A 17,566-nucleotide genomic window follows, 5' to 3' on the forward strand; every position below is an offset into this window, starting at 1 on the left:
CCAAGACGAGCTGAGGAATCACGAGCTGACCCTCAAACCCTTCCAGAAGAGCGACTGACCTGGCGTGGTCAGGGTCATCTGCGGAAAGGTAGGCGAAGACAGGGCCTGCGTCGACGATCAGTCTCACGCGGTGCCGGTCGCTTCCCCACGCATGTAGGCCTTGAGATCGCGGGCGTGCGGTACGCGGCTGCCGGCGTGCAGCACGCCCTTGCCCGCGCTGAACCGCCCTGCGGTCGACGCTATCTGGCCGTCCGGCTGTGCAGTTCCCGCTCACCTTCGATCAGGCGTACTTCCCGGAGTACCGCGAGCCGACAGGGTGGGACCGCGAGCTGACGGGCCCTGGTGCACACCCGCAAGGTCGAGAACGGCTCGGAGAGCCTTGGTTCCGGCTGGCATCCGGCCGGTGCGCTCCGCGCCGGCCGGCAACTCGCCACACTCCGGTGCCCGAGCCCAGCCTGGTCGCGCGCGGTAGTTCGATGACAACTCCCTTGGCCTTGACCATGCTGAGCTTGCCGGCGTCCAGGATCAAGATGCGCTGCGGCGTGACCACGAACATGCGGTACTCGTTGATGGCAAGGAAGATGAAGAATCCCGTCAGCCCGAAGAGCCAGTTGCTCAGGGTCTGACCGCCGAAGACGGCCTGGATGGTCTCACCCGGCCGCAGATATGGCGCAGCTGATGACCGCATCGAATCACGAAGTGCCAATGTTTCCCTCCTACGAGTGACTATGCGTCCTGGCTTGCCGTGGGGCTGGCCAGGTGCCGTGTCCGAGTGGATGGCAGACCGTTGGACGACGGTCCGGGGGCCGAATGTTCCCACGGCTGGTGGGTGACATTCGAAGACGATCTTGAAGATTTGGACGGCGGGAGGAAACAATCGTGCCGGGCGAAACGTCCAACACGTCGAATCGAAAGGCCTCGCCACCGCCGCTGACAATCCCTTCGAAGGACCACCGCCCGACTGGAGGTCGACGTCCCAGAGCTCCCCCCAACACCCGATCACCGGCCCGGATTCTGAGTTGGAGAGATGACCATGGCTGAGTGGTCCCTGGCGATCGACTTCGGTACGTGTTACACCGACACCACCACCTGGCAGGTCATCGTCGGAGACCTACCGCTAAGCGTGACGCGCACGGAGTTCGAAGCAGCAATCATGGAGGACCTGCGTGCGACGATCACCGCATTCGAAGAGGTGGTGACCAGAGCGGGCCTGTCACCCGGCGAACTGGCGGCCGTCTACCTCACCGGCGGCTCCAGCCGCATCCCCCTCGTCGGCGACCTACTCAGCCAACTCCTCGGCTGCACCCCCGACCTGGCAGGCGACCCCAAAGCCGTCGTCACCCTCGGCGCGCTCAGGGCGTGGGCCACTGACCCGAGCGAGACCGAGGAAGAGAAGTACGCGGGGCCGACGCGGGCTGTCGGGCGACCCGGCGGCCGCCCGATGGCTCAGGGGCCGCTGCTGCCACCTGGACCCCAGGTGGTTTCAGTGATCCCCAAAGTGCCCTACTTCTCCGAGCCGAACCCCGAGGCCAGGGGCGTAGCGGTCGGCAAGTCGCCGGTGGCCCAGCTGGCATCGCTCGCGATCACGGGAGCGATGGACATGGCGACCAAAGACCGGCAGATGCAGCAGGCGCTGCACACCGCCCGTGGGGTCTTCGATCGGTTCCTCAGCCAGATGGCGCTCTTCTGCCTCGGCTCGACGGACCCGGATCCTGACACGGTTCGCGAGCGGCTGGAAGAGCAGCACGAGATGTGGGAACCACTGCTGGAACGGCAGGAGGACGCTCTCGCCGTGAGCCACATCCGATCAGTTGCCGAGGACGTCGTCGCCTTCGTCCGCGAACACTATCGAATACTTCCCCAGGTGCCCGTCATCAAGCCCGTCAACGCGTGGACCAACTTGTGGATTTCGTCCAAGATGAAAAGCCGCTGGGCCGCCTACTCCACCTATCTGGAAGGGCTCGCGGCTTTCTTCGAGCCACCCGTGGAAGTCGACGGGCTGGGGCAGGCGATGCTGGGACTGCGTGGGCCCATCGCGCAGGCGAACGATATCCACATCCGGATCACAGCCATCGTGGGCTTGAGGAGCACGCCGATGTCGACGCGCGTCGAGCAACTCAGCGCTCAGCTGGAGCAACTCCGCGAGATCCTGCAGGGGATCGACAAGCAGGTACGGAAGGCCGTCGCAGAGGGAGAGCTGTGATGGGGGCGGCGGGTGGGGGGCCGTTGTGTGGGGCGGTGGCGCGGCTGTGCGAGGAGGCGGAGGGCCGCTTCCCGGAGGGCCCGGCGCGTACGGCGGTGCGGGAGGTGGCGGCACGGCTGTCGGAGCCGACGCTGCGCGTCGCGGTCGGCGGGCGGCTGAACGCCGGGAAGTCCACCCTGGTCAACGTGCTGCTCGGCCGGCGGCTCGCGGCGACCGACGCCACCGAGTGCACCCGGGTGGTCACCTGGTTCCGGCACGGCAACCGGGACCGGATCGAGGTGACGCCACGCGACGGCAGGCCGTACGAGATCGCGATGGGCCCCGGCGGGATCCCGGCCGATCTCGGCCTGCCGTACGGGCAGATCTCGTCGGTGACCGTGCACGCCCGCAACGACGTGCTGCACGGGCGGCACACGGTGGTGGACACGCCGGGCCTCGACTCGCCGACCGGGCTGGACGGCGACTCGCTGGTGGCGCTGCGGCAGGCGGACGCGCTCGTCTACGTGATGCCGCTGCCTGGCAAGGGGGATGAGGAGGCGCTGGCGGCGTTTCGCGCCGCGCTGTCGGGGTCGGGCCTGTCGATCGTCAACGCGGTCGGCGTGCTGAGCCGGATCGACGAGCTCGGCACCGGGAAGGGCGACCCCTGGCCGGAGGCCACCCGGATCGCGGGGGGCTACGAGGCACGGCTGCGCGCCCTGCTGTCCGGCGTCGTGCCGGTGGTCGGGATGCTCGCGCAGGCGACGCTGGCCGACGGGCTGACCGACCAGGACGTGCGGTGGCTGCGCGACCTGGCGGGGGCGGCCCCGGTGGTCGAGCGCAAATATCTGCTCTCCTCCCTCGACGACCTGCTCGGCTGGCGGGACTGCCCGGTCTCCCCCGAGAGGCGCCGTCGGCTGTGGCGGCTGCTCGGCGGCTACGGCCTGCGCGAGAGCCTGGCCCTGATCGACACCGGTACGGCGGGGCGGGCGGAGCTCACGGCCGCGCTGTGGCGGCGCTCGGGCGTGGAGGGCCTGTTCGACGTGATCCGGCAGCGGTTCGTCGACGGCGCCGACGGCCTTCGGGCCGGCGCGGCCGTGGCGGCGCTGGAGCGGATCGGCTGGGGCACCGTGTCGCCGGCGGAGCGCATGGCCGTGGCGGCGCTGCGCGCGGGCCTGTCCCGGGTGCGCGCCGAGCCCGCGATGCGCCGCGCGGAGCTGGCCGCGACCCTCAGCTCGGTCGTGGCGACCGGGGCCGCCATCCCCGCCGAGTTGGAGGAGGACGTGCTCGCCCTGCTCGACGACACGGGCAGGGACGGCGTGGCGACCCCCGCCAGGATCGCCCGCCTCAAGCGGGCGGAGTCCTCCTTCTCCCGGTCGACGGTACGACTCGCGCGGCTCGCCCGCGAGATGTGCGAGGCAACGCTGTACCGGGGTCGTTGAGGCACGGGGTCGTTCCCGTGCCGGGCCGTTGATGTCGAAACGTGCCGGAACATTCGCGGGCGTGGCCGTCGTCCAAGCACCGACAGAACTCCGACTCCGGCAGCAGCGGAAAGAACCGACTCATTTGACCTCCTCCTCTCTTCGATAGAAGGGGAGCCCAGGCTCTAGGAGAGATTCGATGGATGGATGGGCGATAGGCTCGGTGGTCGCCGCAGCCGCCTCGTTCGTCGCAGGCTGTGCATCCGGCCTCGCCTACGCGCGACGGGGCGCCCCGCCGGCCCCGCCCCCGCCGGAACACGAGGCCAGCACGTGGGCCGAGATCGACTACGAAGATCTCGCCGGAGGGCCGGCGGAGGAGCCCGCCGCCCAACCGGCCCGGGACGGGGAGCTGATCGGCATCTGCATCGACATCGCGAACCGGCTTCGGGACGACAATCCCGCGCTGTGGGAGCGGCTCAACGAACGACTCGCGAAGGTGGGCGTGGACGCGGTCGTCCCCGACGGGGAGCCGTTCGACCCGGAGGTGTACGACGCGGTGGACCGGCAGCCGACCGACGATCCAGCGCGGCATCTGACCGTGGCCTCGACCCTGTTCGCCGGTTACTCCGACCGCGGCACGTGGGTGCGCAGGCCCGAGGTCATCGTGTACGTCAACGAGGACCCGGCGGAAGAGACGGCGAAATGACCGGCACGGGCGAGGTGCGCCGGCTGCTGGGCGAGGTGGCGGACGCCGCCGAGGAGTTCGGACGAGAGGAGGCCGCGCGGGCGGTGCGCGCTGAGCAGGCGCGGCTGGGTGCGGGCGCCGCGACCGTCGTCGTGGTCGGCGAGAAGAAGCGTGGCAAGAGCTCGCTCATCAACGCGATCGTCGAGCGGCCCGGCCTGCTTCCGGTCGACGCCGACGTGGCGACCAACGTGCACCTGACCGTACGGCACGCCGGGGAGCCGGTGGCCCGGGTGTTCGACGGGCCGGAGGAGTCGGGGCGGTCAATCTCGATCGACGACATCGCCGAGTACGGCGCGCTCGATCCGCTGACCCAGGCCCCGCGCCATCCCGGTGTCCGGCATGTCGAGGCAGGCCTGCCGAGCGCGCTGCTGGCCGAGGGCCTGATCCTGATCGACACCCCGGGTGTCGGCGGGCTGGTGGCCGGTCACACCGCGCTCACACTGGCGGTCATCGACCGCGCGGACGCCCTGCTGTTCGTCGTGAACGGATCAGGCGAGTTCACCGAGTCGGAGCTCCAGTTCCTCGCGCAGATCACCGACCGGACCGCGACCGTGGTCTTCGCGCTGGCCCAGATCGACAAGTACGCCGAATGGCAGAAGGTCCTGGACCGCAACCGTGAGCTGCTCGCACGCCACGCCCCGCGCTTCGCCGGCGCCCCCTGGCATCCGGTCAGCGCGCTGCGCTACGAGGAGGCCGCCGAGGCGGAGGCCGACGGCAGGCCGGACATCGCCGCCGATCGCCGGGCGAGCAGCGGGGTACGGAACCTCCTCGACGGGCTGCGCGAGCGCGTGATCGCCAGGGCGGAGGCCGTACGGAACGGCAACGCGCTCCAGGTGGCCGCGACGACGGTCGGGGACATCCACGCCGCGCAGCTCACGCTGCTGGAGTCGCTGCGCGGAGATCCCGAACTGGCCCGGGCGGTGGCGGAGCGCAGAGACCGGCTGAAACGGGTGCAGAGCGCCGACGCGTCGTGGCGGTCCCGCCTGCAGACCAAGATGGCGGATCTGGAGCGGGAGCTCCACCACCGGCAGGGGCGACTGCGCAACGACCTGACCACGGAGGCGAACAACAAGATCGCCACCGGGACCCCGGAGGAGCTCCGCGCCTTCCCGCGGGAGATCGAGGCGGCGGTCGAGGCCATGTGGCTGGACCTGGACAACCGGCTGCGCAAGGGCGTGAGCGCCATCGCCGCGGAGACCGCCGCGGCCGTCGACGCCGAGGTCGCCCAGGTGTCCGAACGCAACCCGCTGCCCGACCGGCTGCGGCTGCCCGCCACCGGCATCCCGGAGGCGGAGGATCCGATGCAGGGCGGCACGGCCGAGCGCATGCTCACCACGATCGGACCCGGCCTCATGACCTTCGGCATCCTCGGGAACATCGTCGCGCCGGGCGTGGCGGCGCTCGCCGGCGTCGGAGCCACCGTCTATCTCCAGCGCGCCCGCAAGAAGCGCGAGGAGGCGGCGGCCGGCCGCAGGAACGCCGCCCTCCACCTGCAGATGGTGCTCCGCGAGATCCAGACCGAGGTGCCCGCCGCGATCCAGGGGGCGCTGCGCGACCTTCGGCGTCGAATCGAAGAGGGGATCTCCGCGCAGCTGGCCGACCGCGTCCGCGCCGCCCAGGAGGTCCTTGCCGAGTACGAGCGCATGGCCGCGGCCGCCGAGGAGGAGGTCGCGAGCAAGCGGGCGCTCGTCCAGTCGGGCGTGGACGAGCTGGCCGGCCTGCGTGACCGGTGCGCCGCGCTGGCCGCCGGCCCGGCTTCGGCATGACCGAGTCCGGCGACGACGGCTGGTGGTCGATGTCGCAGTTCCCGGAGACCGACCCCGATCAGGCGATCGGGCCGGACGACCTCGACGCCCTCCAGGCGGCGATCGGCTCCGCCCCGGTCGAGTCCATCCCCGAGGAGACCTGGCAGGGAATGATCCACGACAGCCGGCTCACCGCCGGTGACCCCAACCATTGGTTAGGAGAAACCATGTCCGAGATGACCTGGGACGACGGCCACTACACGAGCGACGACGTGATCGAGGCGGCGGATCACACCGGTTACCTGTCCATGGACGACTACATCCACGACAACAACGGCATGGACCCCGACGCCTGATCGCCCGGCCGTACGGAAAGTCGGCGAACCTGCGGCGGCCCGGGAGAAGCGCTCCCGGGCCGCCAAACGGCCAGCGGCACCGGCGGGCTGAAGACCGCCGTGCCACTGGCCGTTCCGCTGTGGTGCGAGCGCGGGTGAGGGAATCGCGGGTGCCGGCGCCTCGGCCAGAGTGCGGAGCGGACGAGGTTCGCCGGCGGCTTCAGGTCATGCGCAGGGGGGCATCGTTGCTTGGTCTGTTCTGGTGTATATGAATACGTCCGGAACGTACCCCCCGCCGTTTCCTTGGTTGATCCCGTTCCACAGGGTGCTGGCCACTCCATCGGGACGGACGACCTGGTCGCCCTGAGCGGTGCAGACGATGTACACCTGTGAGTTGTTGGGGATATATCCCACAATAGGTGCGTTCAACCGTGGAAATTGGAGGACAGGCAGCTGATTTCCGGTAGGGGATTGAGCCACTCCCACGAAATAGCGCGGCTCCTCCACACCATTCTTAGCGCCTCTGGTCGGCACCGACCCTGGAGAGTCGTCCGTCTCGGAGGTGTCATCCTCGTCCTCGTCCTCCTCGGACGTGTCATCCTCATCCGTCTCAGGAGTGGCAGCTGCCTCGGAAGTGTCATCAGCCTGAGGGGTGTAGATGATGGCCTCCGGCGAAGTTGACGCCGAATCGCTCTTGCCGAGATTCGGTAACAGCCACCCCAGCAGCCCGACGGTCACGACGACGGCGCCAACGGCCAGCCACACCCGCGCGGGTGACCGCCTGGGCTTCGGAGAAGGCGGCGGAGGAGGCGGCGGAGGAGGCGGCGGCGGGGGCACGACGACCGTGGTCTTGTCAGGCTGTGGGTGGGACTGGGGCTGTGGGTGGGACTGGGGCTGCGGTTCGTGCTGTCGCCGCAGGGTTCGCAGGGCACCGAGGGCGACGACGGCCTTGGGGTCGCCGCCGACCGCCGGAGGAGAGCCGAGAGCCTGGGCCATGAGGTCGGTGACGAGGGGGATCCGGCTGGAGCCTCCGGTGAGGTAGACGCTGCGAAGGTCGCTGACGGTGAGTCCCGCCGCGGCGACGGTCGCGAGGAAGCCGTCGACCGTGGATTTCACGTCATCGTGGATGGCCTCGGTGAACTCGGCACGGGTGACGCGGACCGCGATCCCGGCCATCACCGTGCAGCCGAGGGACTCCGACAGCCCCTCCTTGGCGGCGGTCACCTCCTGGCGCAGCAGCATCTGGCGGCGTCTGTCCTGATCGGTGGTTCCGGTGGACATGGCCTGCCACGCCTGCGGGTCGGCGGCCATGGCATGGGCGGCGACGATCCCCGAGAGGGCGTCGTCGAAGTCCTCGCCGCCGATCCGGTCGTCGCCACTCGGCTCGCCGACGACCTCGAACCCTTCGCCCGTACGGCGGAGCACGGCCACGTCGAACGTTCCGCCTCCAAGGTCGTAGATCGCGACGTGCTCCCCGGGCTCCACATCATGCTCGGCGGCGTAGTAGGCGGCGGCCGCGACCGGTTCGCTGACGAAGTGCGGGTCCGTCAGCCCGGCGCGGCGGGCTGCCTCGCGCAGCCGGTTCACGTCGTCTTCGCCCCACATGGCGGGGTGGGTCAGCACCACCTGGTCCGGCTTGCCCGAGCAGCGCCGGTAGGCCTCCGCGAGGACCTTGGTCAGGATCGCCGTGACCAGGTTGATCGTCTCCACCGGTACGCCGCCGAGCAGCACCCGCTCCCCGCTCACCAGCGCTCGCTTGGGCAGTCGCTCGGCCCGTCCGGGAAACATGGTCGCCTGGTTCACGGCCGCGCGGCCGACCAGGAGGCGCCCGTCATCGTCCCGGTAGACGAGCGAGGGAACGTATCTGCTGTTGTCGATCTCCAGCATCTCGGTGCGGTCACCGATCCGGATCGCCGCCGAGGTGAAGGAGGTGCCGAAGTCGATGGCGAGAGCCCAGGTGCTCATCACGTCACGCGCCTTCCGTGGCCAGGCGGCGACGGAGGCCGGCGATCTCGGCGCGAAGTCGGACCAGCTTCTCCCGCTGCGCTCTGGCCTCGGCGCGCGGGGCCTCCCGCTCGATCTCGGCGGCCTCGCGGTCCCGTTCGGCTCTCGCCAGCGCCTCTTCGAGCTCGGCCTCGCGGAAGGCGATCCGCTCGGTGACGGCCTCCTGCACCTCCCCCAGCACCTCGGTCAACATCTCCTGAAGCGCGGAAGGCAGCGTCTCACGCGCCCGGCGCAGCGTGTCGTCGGTCATCCGGCGCAGCTCCTCCTTCGTCTTGGCGACCCGGCGGAAGACGAAACCCGCGATCACCGCGCCCACGCTGGCGACGACGCCCAGAGCGAGGCCGAGCTTGCCGTACCTGGGAAGCTTCCGGATCCTGCTGCCGAGCCCCGAGGCGACACCGCCGACCGCCGGCGCCCACTCCGTGAGCTTGTCCTTGATCTGTTCCGCCGACAGAGAGCCATGGGCGGCTCCGTCGACCGGCGCGGGCCAGTCCATGGGCTCGCCGGAACCGCTCCCCCGGTATGTCGCGGAGTCCCACCGGTCAAGCAGGATCTCCGCCCTCGGGACGTAGACGCCGTGAACGCCGAAGCGGCCGGCGAGCTCTCCGACGAGCTTCTCGGCGCCCGTGTGGACGGTCCCCTGGAGGTCGAGGACCAGGCCCCGGATCCCGTCCTCCAGGCTGCGCGGCACCTCCCTGAGCGTCTCCCAGCCGCCCGAGTCGATCGCCTGCCGGGTCCGGCCGCCGACCCGCAGCAGACCCTCGTCCAGCTCCCGCCGGAGTGTCGACTCGAGCCCGCGGAAACCGACGCCGAGCTCGGTGCGCCACTGGGCGCCTTTCCCGCGGAGCGCGGCCAGCTCCGTCTGGCGTTCCCGCACGGAGGCGGTCAGCCCGGGGTCGAGCTCCAGGGAGCGCAGCCGCAGTTCCAGCTGCTCGTCGAGGGTGGTGGTGATCGCGTCGGCGGAGTCGAGCACCACCTTCAGCCGGTCGGCGGTGATGCGCAGCATCACGTTGTCGCGCAGCTCGGCGAGCAGCGGCGCGAATCCGCTGCGCTCCATCAGCTCCGCCGCGCGTTCTTCCCGGCCCTCCTCGACGGCCCGGTCGGCGTCCTGCTTGGCGCGGCTGCTCACCGGATACCAGGGCGCCGTGGCGAACCGCGAGCCGCGCAGCAGGCGATGGTTCTCCTCAAGCGCGGCGCGCCAGCCGCGATGGGCCTTGTCGATCCCGGTCAGCACGAACAGGACCGTGTGAACGCGCTCGGTCGCTCGTTCCAGGAACGCGAGCTCCGACGCGTGCAGCTCGGAGGAGCCGTTCACCACGAAGAGCAGCGCGTCGGCACGGTTCAGCGTGGCGAGCGTGATGTCGGCGTGCCCGGCGATGAGCCCGCCCACTCCGGGCGTGTCCACCAGCACCAGCCCCTCGGACAGCAGCGGCGACGCGACGCCCAGCTCGACCCGGTCCACGCCCGGATGCCGCTCCTCCCCGGTATCCGGGTCGACAGCGGCGGTCTCGTCGACGTACTCCGGCATCTCATCCAGCTTGATCTTCAGGCCGTCCGGGAACGCACCGCCGTACACGATGGCCTGGTCCTCGCCGGCGTACGACACGGCGACGTGCACCCGGGTGGAGATGTCCGTGTCGACCGGCAGCAACTGCCGCCTGCTCACCAGGGCATTGATCAGTGAACTCTTCCCCCGGTTCTTCTCACCGACCACCACGATCGTTGAACCGGGCAGCACTGCCAGGGTGCAGTCCTGGGCGAGAATTGTCGCGCTGTCGATATCTCCCACTGCCCGGGCCATGTCGGCCACGGCCGCCACCGCCAAGATGACCTCATCTGCGAGCGGGTGCCGGGATGCCTGAACCATTTCTCCTCCTGCCGCTGGATCGCCCCTTAGACGACGGGCCGCGGCAGGAATGTTTCTTACGGGAGAGAGAAATACATCGTCTCGAAGATCTCGCGCACCACGGTGGCGTGCAGCCTGGCCCTTCGGGAAATGGCGGCCTCCAGGATCTTCCACTCGTCGATGAGCTCACCGGTCCGGCCGCGCAGCGCGTCCGGCGAGGCGTCCCCAGGCAGCCCGACCCGCTGGGCGTCCGTCACACCGGTCATCAGCGTGTGCAGTTGGTCGGCGTTCCGTTGCGGCAGCGGCAACGTCCCGGCCGCGTGCGCCTGGGCGGCATCCGCCAACTCCACCCGGCGCAGCGCGGGATGCCGTCCGAGCTCCCGCAGCAGGATGCGCAGGCGACCCGCGACGTCCTTCTCCGCCGGGCCGGCGAGCTCCACCGCCGCGCGGAGCGCGGCCACGGCGGCGTCGGCGCGCAGCGCGTCAGCGCCCGCGACGAGCCGCTCCTGGACGCACTCCAGCAACCGGTCGATCCCCGATCTCTCGCACAGCGCGTCGCGCAGCGCCGCCAGGTCCCGGGCCCCGTGGTCGATGGCGTCCACCGCCTGCCGGATCCCGTAGAGGTCGAGCAGGCCGAGCAGCTCCCGCCGCATTCCGGTGTCGACCGGGACGGCGTCCGGCGCCATCGACAGGAAGTCGTCGTCGTAGGGGAGCATGTCCTCAAGCGTGCCGCGGTCCGCGGCGGCGAGGATGCCCAGCGCGTGCCGGTGCCGCTCGGTCAGCCGCTCGCAGCGGGCGGTCTCCGCCAGCATCGTGGCGACCGGGATCACCTCGGCCACCAGACCGGTCATCCGGCCCGCGGACCGGCCCGCGACCTTGTCCGCCTCCCGCCACACCTCCTCCAGGCCGGTGCCCAGGCCGAGCTGGTCGATCCTGGTGAGCACGCCCAGCACGTTCGCCGCCGACAGGCGTGAGCCGCGCATGGTCTCCTGGAACTCCCTGAGCGCTTCCGCGTCGCCCTCGCCCGGCTGCGGCATGGCGAGAATGAGCGCGTCGGCCTTGCGGATCGACGCCATCGAGTAGTCGTCCAGGGCGCTCACGGCGTCCCGGCCCGGCGTGTCCATCAGGGTGTAGTGCCGGCCGATGGCCTTGTTGGCCGCTTCGACGACGAGGTGGCTGACCTCGGTGTGGTCGTACGGCATGGACTCCGGCACTCCGCCGCCGACCCGGGAGGGGATCGAAACGGGAGGTCGGTCGTCGTGGAAATGCACCTGCACCCGGTTCATGTGGTGGCCCCTGAACCACGCGGAGACCAGGGTGGTCTCGGTCCCGCCCGTGGGGGCGAGGCGCTGGCCGAGCAGGGCGTTCACCAGCGTCGACTTTCCGGCGTTCAGCCGCCCCCCGACGGCGACCACGAGGGTGTCGTCGGCGAGCCGTTCCGCCACGGCGCCGACCGCGTCGGCGAACGGCCCCGGCCGCAGCGCCGCCAACGCCTCGGCGCACATGCCGCGGACACGGTGGCACAGGTCGTACGTCGCTTCCGCCACACGAGCCTCCCCGGCGAGCCACGGGGGACGGCTCGCCAGGCACGGATTGTTCCGTTTCACCCCGAGATCTTCAAGGTCGTACGGCGGGTGTCAGGCGTCCATGCCGAGCTCGCGGGCGATCAGCATGCGCTGCACCTCGCTGGTGCCCTCGCCGACCTCCAGGATCTTGGCGTCCCGGTAGAACCGGCCCACGGGGAACTCGTTCATGAAACCGTAGCCGCCGAATACCTGGGTGGCGTCGCGGGCGTTGTCCATCGCCGCGTTCGACGAGACGAGCTTGGCGATGGCGGCCTCCTTCTTGAACGGCAGGCCGGCCAGCATCCGCTCGGCCGCGTGGTAGTAGGCGAGCCTGGCCGTGTGCGCCCGGGCCTCCATGTCGGCGATCTTGAACTGCATGGCCTGGAAGCCGCCGATCGTGCGGCCGAACGCCGTACGCTCACGCGCGTACCGCAGCGACTCGTCCACGCAGCCCTGCGCCAGGCCGACCGACAGCGCTGCGATGGCGACGCGGCCCTCGTCGAGGGTGCGCAGGAACTGCGCGTAGCCCCGGCCGCGCTCGCCGAGGAGGTTCTCCTCCGGTACGCGGCAGTCGGTGAAGGACAGCTCACGGGTGTCGGAGGCCGACCAGCCGACCTTGGAGTACTTCTTCGACACCGTGAAGCCCGGTGTGCCCGAGGGGACGATGATCGTGGAGATCTCCGGCCGTCTGCCCTCGCGGCCGGTGATCGCCGCGACGGCGACGAACCCCGTGATGTCGGTGCCCGAGTTGGTGATGAACGCCTTCGACCCGTTGATCACCCACTCGCCGCCGTCCAGCACGGCGGTCGTCCGCATGCCGCCGGGCACGTCGGTGCCGCCGCCGGGCTCGGTCAGGCCGAAGGCCCCGAGCATCTCCCCCGAGGTCAGCTTCGGCAGCCAGCGCGCCTTCTGCCCGGCCGTGCCGTACCGCAGGAGGGGCATCGCGCCCAGCGAGACCGCCGCCTCCAGCGTGATGGCGACCGAGGAGTCGACCCGGGCCAGCTCCTCGAGCGTGAGGCAGAGGGCGAAGTAGTCACCGCCCATGCCGCCGTACTCCTCCGGGACGGGCAGGCCGAACAGCCCCATCGCGCCCATCTTCCGGACGATCTCGTACGGAAACTCGCACCGCTCGTAGTAGTCCCCGATCACCGGGGCCACCACCTCGCGGGCGAACTCCTCGACGGACTTGCGCAGCTCGATGTGCTCGTCGTTGAGCATCTACGACTCCTTGGAAAGAGCTTGGACGACCCGGGACGGGCTCGGACGGCCGAGCAGGTCGGCGAGCCACAGGCTGGTGGCCACCAGCGATCTGACGTCGACGCCGGTCTCCACGCCGAGACCGTCGAGCATCCACACCAGGTCTTCGGTGGCCAGGTTGCCGGTGGCGCTCTTGGCGTACGGGCAGCCGCCGATGCCGCCGGTGGAGGCGTCGACGACGGTGATCCCCCGGCGCAGCGCGGCGAGGGTGTTGGCGAGGGCCTGGCCGTAGGTGTCGTGGAAGTGGACGGCGAGGCGATCCGGCCCGACACCGGCCGCCTCGAAGGCGTCCAGCAGCGCGTCCACGTGGCCGGGCGTGCCCACACCGATCGTGTCGCCCAGCGACAGCTGGTAGCAGCCCAGATCGAGCAGCCGCCGGCCCACGCGCACCACCTGCTCGGGCGCGACCGGGCCCTCCCAGGGGTCGCCGAAGCACATCGAGACGTACGCCCTGACCCGCATTCCGCCCGCCAGCGCCCGCTCGACGACCGGGGCGAACATCTCGAACTGGGACTCCACGGTCCGGTTGAGGTTCCGCTGGGCGAACGACTCGGTGGCGCTACCGAAGATCGCGATGTCGGTGACACCCTGCGCTGTCGCACGGTCCAGCCCCCGCTCGTTGGGGACCAGCACCGGATAGCAGACGCCCGGCTCGCGCGGCATGCCGGCAAGCAGCTCGGCGGCGTCCGCGAGCTGGGGCACCCACTTGGGGTGCACGAAGCTGGTCGCCTCGATGGTCGTCAGGCCCGCCTCGGCCAGCCGCCGGATGAACTCCCGCTTGACCTCGACGGGCAAGGTCACGGACTCGTTCTGCAGGCCGTCGCGCGGCCCCACCTCATAGATCGTCACTCGCATGCCGTCACCCTCGCCAGGATCGCGTCGAGCTCCACGGACTGGCCGGGTCTCGCCCGCAGCTCGGCGAGCACGCCGTCGACCGGCGCGGTCAGCGTGTGCTCCATCTTCATCGCCTCCACGATCAGCAGCGGCTGGCCCGCGGTCACCGGGTCGCCCTCCGCCGCCTTCACGACCAGCACGGTCCCGGGCATCGGACTGCGCACCACCCCGTCTCCGGCGTGGGCGGTCGCCTCGCGGTCCCGCCCCGGCTCGGCCCGGGTGATCCGCCAGGCGTGGCCGCCCTCCTCGTGCCACAGCGCGCCCAGCCAGAGCGCGCCGTGGTCCCGCGCCAGCGCGTACCGCCGGGTGACCCCGCCGACCGTGACCGCCGCCTCATCGCCGTGCCGGTCGCCGTACGGCGTAAGCCGCGCCCGGCCGAGTGAACGACCGTTAACTTCGATCTCCGCGTCGTCCACCGTGCCGCGCACCCGCACGGGCACGCCGAGCCGGTGGAGGGTCCACGCCCGCTCCCCGATCCGCCAGCCGTCCGCGACATCCCATGGGTCCCCGGTCGGATGGCCGGTCCCCGCCTGGAAGACGAGCGCGGCCGCCGCGAGGACCTCGTCAGGCACAGCCGCCTCGGTCGTGTGCCGTTCGGCCGCGTGCCTCTCGACGAGGCCGGTGTCGAGAGTCCCCGCGGTGACGCCGGGATCGGCCAGCAGACCGCGCAGGAACGCGACGTTCGTGGTCACGCCGAGCAGCACGGTCGACCCGAGCGCCCGGTCGAGGGCCGCCAGCGCGCCCGCCCGGTCGGGGGCCCAGGCCACGACCTTCGCCAGCATCGGGTCGTAGTCGCTACCGACCACCATGCCCTCGGCCAGTCCAGAGTCGACGCGAACGCCGTCGCCATAGGCACCGCCCACCCGGATGCCCGTACCGGCCGGCTCGCGCAGCGCCAGGATCCGGCCACCGGTGGGCAGGAAGTCTCTGGCCGGGTCCTCCGCGTAGACGCGGGCCTCGACGGCGTGGCCGCGCAGCCGTACGTCCTCCTGCCCGAAGAGCAGCGGCTCGCCTGCGGCGATCCGGAGCTGGAGCTCCACGAGATCGAGTCCGGTCACCATCTCGGTCACCGGATGCTCCACCTGGAGCCGGGTGTTCATCTCCATGAAGGAGAACTCGATCGGGCCCCCGGTGGCTGACACGCTGCCGGACACGATGAACTCGACGGTCCCCGCGCCCACGTATCCGACGGATTTGGCCGCGTCGACCGCCGCGGCGCCCATCCGCTCCCGCGTCTCCGCGCTTATGCGCCCATCAGCAGGGCCGAGCAGCGGCGAGGGCGCCTCCTCGATGATCTTCTGGTGGCGACGCTGCAGGCTGCACTCGCGCTCACCCAGATGGACCACGTTCCCATGGCCGTCGGCGAGGACCTGGATCTCGATGTGCCGGGGACGCTCCACCAGCCGCTCGATCAGCAGCGTGCCGTCCCCGAACGCCGCCAGTGCCGTACGACGGGCCGACTCCAGCGCGGCGGGCAGCTCCTGCGCCGACCACACCGGCAGCATGCCCTTGCCGCCGCCCCCGGCCGAGGGCTTGACCAGGACCGGGAAGCCGATCGCGGCCGCGGCCGCCACGAGATCGTCGTCCGGCTCCGCGCCGCCCGGCACGACCGGCACCCCGGCCCGGGAGACCGTCTCCTTGGCCCGGATCTTGTCGCCCATCGCCTCGATCACCTCGGCGGGCGGCCCGACGAACACCAGGCCGGCGGCGGCGCACCGGCGGGCGAACTCGGCGTTCTCGGCGAGGAATCCGTACCCGGGGTGGATCGCCTCGGCCCCGGTCGCCCGGGCGGCCTCGATGACGGCGTCGATGTCGAGGTAGCCGCGGTCGAGCCGTACGGCGAGGTCGGCCTCGCGCACGTGCCGGGCGTCGCGGTCGGCGTCGCTGTGGACGGCGACCGAGCGGACGCCCATGGCCCGCAGCGTCCGGAGGATCCGGACCGCGATCTCTCCTCGGTTGGCGATCAGAACGCTCTGGAACATCACTGGCTCACATCCGGAAGACGCCGTAGCCGACGGGTTCGAGCGGGGCGTTGGCGGCGGCGCCGAGCGCCAGACCGAGCACGGTCCTGGTGTCCGCCGGATCGATCACCCCGTCGTCCCAGAGGCGGGCCGTCGAGTAGTAGGGATTGCCCTGGTGCTCGTACTGCACCCTGATCTCGTCCGCGTCGGCGTCGCCGACCATGGTCAGGACGGTGGCGGCCTGCTCCCCGCCCATGACGGAGATGCGGGCGTTCGGCCACATCCACAGGAAGCGCGGCGAGTAGGCCCGGCCCGCCATGGCGTAGTTGCCCGCGCCGAACGACCCCCCGGTGATCACGGTGAACTTCGGCACCCGGGCGCAGGAGACCGCCGTGACCATCTTCGCGCCGTGCTTGGCGATGCCGCCGTGCTCGTAGGCCTTGCCGACCATGAAGCCGCTGATGTTCTGCAGGAAGACCAGGGGGATGCCGCGCCGGTCGCACAGCTCGATGAAGTGGGCGCCCTTCAGCGCGGACTCGGCGAACAGGATGCCGTTGTTGGCGATGATCCCGACGGGGTGCCCGTGGATGCGGGCGTAGCCCGTGACGAGCGTCGGGCCGTACTCCGCCTTGAACTCCAGGAACCTGCTGCCGTCGACGACCCGGGCGATCACCTCGCGCACGTCGTACGGCGTCCGCGTGTCGGTGGGGATGATCCCGTACAGTTCGCGCGGGTCGCAGACCGGCGGTTCGGCGGCGGCGACGTCCCACGGGCGTGGGGCACGCGGGGCGAGGGTGGCCACGATGTCGCGGACGATCCGCAGGGCGTCGGCGTCGTCGGCCGCGAGATGGTCGGTGACGCCGCTGATCCGGGAGTGGACCTCGCCGCCGCCCAGTTCCTCGGCCGTCACCTCCTCACCGGTCGCCGCCTTCACCAGCGGCGGGCCGCCCAGGAAGATCGTGCCCTGGCCGCGGACGATCACCGCCTCGTCGCTCATCGCCGGGACGTACGCGCCGCCGGCGGTGCACGAGCCGAGCACTGCCGCGATCTGCGGGATGCCCCGGGCCGACATCGTGGCCTGGTTGTAGAAGATCCGCCCGAAGTGCTCCCGGCCGGGGAACACCTCGTCCTGCTTGGGAAGGAACGCGCCACCCGAGTCGACCAGGTAGACGCACGGCAGATTGTTGTGCAGCGCGACCTCCTGGGCGCGCAGGTGCTTCTTGACGGTGACCGGGTAGTACGTCCCGCCCTTGACCGTGGCATCGTTGGCGACGATCACACACTCGCGGCCCGAGATCCGGCCGACGCCGGTGATGATCCCGGCCGCCGGGGCCTGGTCGTCGTAGAGCCCGGTCGCCGCGAGCGGCGACAGTTCCAGGAACCGGCCGCCCGGATCGAGCAGCGTGTCCACCCGGTCCCTGGGCAGCAACTTGCCGCGCCCGACGTGCCGCTCGCGGGCCCGCTCGGAGCCGCCGCGCGCCGCTGCCGCCAGTCGCTCACGCAGATCCGCCGCGAGGCGCTCGTTCGCCTCGGCGTTCCGCTTGTACGGCTCGCCGCCGGGGTCGCATCGGCTCTCCAGCACCGGCCATCCGCTCGTGCTCATGCCCGGATGTT

General features: G+C 70.9%; 13 protein-coding genes. 5 read left to right on the top strand and 8 right to left on the bottom strand.

All coding sequences use genetic code 11. The features are described from left to right. Positions 1–280: 280 nt before the first annotated feature. Entirely contained in the window at positions 281–706 is a 426-nt protein-coding gene (locus tag ACFHYQ_RS13830) for a hypothetical protein (protein WP_394301527.1), read from the bottom strand. Between the two features lie 327 nt (positions 707–1,033). Here ACFHYQ_RS13830 and ACFHYQ_RS13835 point away from each other — a divergent pair, with 327 nt between their 5' ends. The 5 genes from ACFHYQ_RS13835 to ACFHYQ_RS13855 all read left to right on the top strand — a co-directional run bounded on the left by ACFHYQ_RS13835 (position 1,034) and on the right by ACFHYQ_RS13855 (position 6,446). After that, positions 1,034–2,203, top strand: a complete 1,170-nt coding sequence (locus ACFHYQ_RS13835) for an Hsp70 family protein (RefSeq protein WP_394301528.1) — start codon at positions 1,034–1,036, stop codon at positions 2,201–2,203. Continuing rightward, complete coding sequence (locus tag ACFHYQ_RS13840; protein WP_394301529.1) at positions 2,203–3,621, top strand: dynamin family protein; 1,419 nt, start codon at positions 2,203–2,205, stop codon at positions 3,619–3,621. The genes ACFHYQ_RS13835 and ACFHYQ_RS13840 overlap by 1 nt, the downstream gene beginning before the upstream one ends. 178 nt (positions 3,622–3,799) lie before the next feature. After that, positions 3,800–4,306 (top strand): nucleotide exchange factor GrpE, encoded by a 507-nt coding sequence (grpE, locus tag ACFHYQ_RS13845; RefSeq protein WP_394301530.1) that lies wholly within the window; start codon positions 3,800–3,802, stop codon positions 4,304–4,306. Next, positions 4,303–6,111 (top strand): dynamin family protein, encoded by a 1,809-nt coding sequence (locus ACFHYQ_RS13850; RefSeq protein ID WP_394301531.1) that lies wholly within the window; start codon positions 4,303–4,305, stop codon positions 6,109–6,111. The genes grpE and ACFHYQ_RS13850 overlap by 4 nt, the downstream gene beginning before the upstream one ends. Then, complete coding sequence (locus tag ACFHYQ_RS13855) at positions 6,108–6,446, top strand: hypothetical protein (RefSeq protein ID WP_394301532.1); 339 nt, start codon at positions 6,108–6,110, stop codon at positions 6,444–6,446. The genes ACFHYQ_RS13850 and ACFHYQ_RS13855 overlap by 4 nt, the downstream gene beginning before the upstream one ends. Before the next feature lie 204 nt (positions 6,447–6,650). Here the strand turns inward: ACFHYQ_RS13855 and ACFHYQ_RS13860 are convergent, their stop codons facing one another. From ACFHYQ_RS13860 to ACFHYQ_RS13890, 7 genes are all read right to left on the bottom strand, one after another. After that, positions 6,651–8,390: an Hsp70 family protein gene (locus ACFHYQ_RS13860; protein WP_394301533.1), complete on the bottom strand. Its 1,740-nt coding sequence runs from the start codon at positions 8,388–8,390 to the stop codon at positions 6,651–6,653. Between the two features lie 4 nt (positions 8,391–8,394). Beyond that, positions 8,395–10,296, bottom strand: a complete 1,902-nt coding sequence (locus ACFHYQ_RS13865) for a dynamin family protein (RefSeq protein ID WP_394301534.1) — start codon at positions 10,294–10,296, stop codon at positions 8,395–8,397. 56 nt (positions 10,297–10,352) lie between these two features. Further along, positions 10,353–11,822 (bottom strand): dynamin family protein, encoded by a 1,470-nt coding sequence (locus ACFHYQ_RS13870; protein ID WP_394301535.1) that lies wholly within the window; start codon positions 11,820–11,822, stop codon positions 10,353–10,355. 90 nt (positions 11,823–11,912) lie between these two features. Next, positions 11,913–13,058 carry an acyl-CoA dehydrogenase family protein gene (locus tag ACFHYQ_RS13875; protein ID WP_394301536.1) on the bottom strand — a complete coding sequence of 382 codons (1,146 nt, stop codon included), beginning with the start codon at positions 13,056–13,058 and terminating at the stop codon, positions 11,913–11,915. Beyond that, complete coding sequence (locus tag ACFHYQ_RS13880; RefSeq protein ID WP_394301537.1) at positions 13,059–13,952, bottom strand: hydroxymethylglutaryl-CoA lyase; 894 nt, start codon at positions 13,950–13,952, stop codon at positions 13,059–13,061. It abuts the gene before it with no gap. Then, the gene (locus ACFHYQ_RS13885; protein WP_394301538.1) at positions 13,943–15,973 is read right to left on the bottom strand and encodes an acetyl/propionyl/methylcrotonyl-CoA carboxylase subunit alpha; all 2,031 of its coding nucleotides are present in this window, start codon (positions 15,971–15,973) and stop codon (positions 13,943–13,945) included. The genes ACFHYQ_RS13880 and ACFHYQ_RS13885 overlap by 10 nt, the downstream gene beginning before the upstream one ends. 7 nt (positions 15,974–15,980) lie before the next feature. After that, positions 15,981–17,555, bottom strand: coding sequence for a carboxyl transferase domain-containing protein (locus ACFHYQ_RS13890; RefSeq protein ID WP_394301539.1), 1,575 nt, complete (start codon positions 17,553–17,555; stop codon positions 15,981–15,983). Between the last annotated feature and the right edge of the window lie 11 nt (positions 17,556–17,566).

Source organism: Sphaerimonospora cavernae (assembly GCF_042435035.1).
Taxonomy (GTDB): domain Bacteria; phylum Actinomycetota; class Actinomycetes; order Streptosporangiales; family Streptosporangiaceae; genus Sphaerimonospora; species Sphaerimonospora cavernae.

Bases quoted from the DNA above. Each gene is read 5' to 3' on its own strand.
- ACFHYQ_RS13860 (WP_394301533.1), bottom strand. From the start codon at position 8,390: ATGAGCACCTGGGCTCTCGCCATCGACTTCGGCACCTCCTTCACCTCG.
- ACFHYQ_RS13850 (WP_394301531.1), top strand. From the start codon at position 4,303: ATGACCGGCACGGGCGAGGTGCGCCGGCTGCTGGGCGAGGTGGCGGAC.
- ACFHYQ_RS13885 (WP_394301538.1), bottom strand. From the start codon at position 15,973: ATGTTCCAGAGCGTTCTGATCGCCAACCGAGGAGAGATCGCGGTCCGG.
- ACFHYQ_RS13875 (WP_394301536.1), bottom strand. From the start codon at position 13,058: ATGCTCAACGACGAGCACATCGAGCTGCGCAAGTCCGTCGAGGAGTTC.
- ACFHYQ_RS13890 (WP_394301539.1), bottom strand. From the start codon at position 17,555: ATGAGCACGAGCGGATGGCCGGTGCTGGAGAGCCGATGCGACCCCGGC.
- ACFHYQ_RS13880 (WP_394301537.1), bottom strand. From the start codon at position 13,952: ATGCGAGTGACGATCTATGAGGTGGGGCCGCGCGACGGCCTGCAGAAC.
- ACFHYQ_RS13865 (WP_394301534.1), bottom strand. From the start codon at position 10,296: ATGGTTCAGGCATCCCGGCACCCGCTCGCAGATGAGGTCATCTTGGCG.
- grpE (WP_394301530.1), top strand. From the start codon at position 3,800: ATGGATGGATGGGCGATAGGCTCGGTGGTCGCCGCAGCCGCCTCGTTC.
- ACFHYQ_RS13835 (WP_394301528.1), top strand. From the start codon at position 1,034: ATGGCTGAGTGGTCCCTGGCGATCGACTTCGGTACGTGTTACACCGAC.
- ACFHYQ_RS13855 (WP_394301532.1), top strand. From the start codon at position 6,108: ATGACCGAGTCCGGCGACGACGGCTGGTGGTCGATGTCGCAGTTCCCG.
- ACFHYQ_RS13840 (WP_394301529.1), top strand. From the start codon at position 2,203: ATGGGGGCGGCGGGTGGGGGGCCGTTGTGTGGGGCGGTGGCGCGGCTG.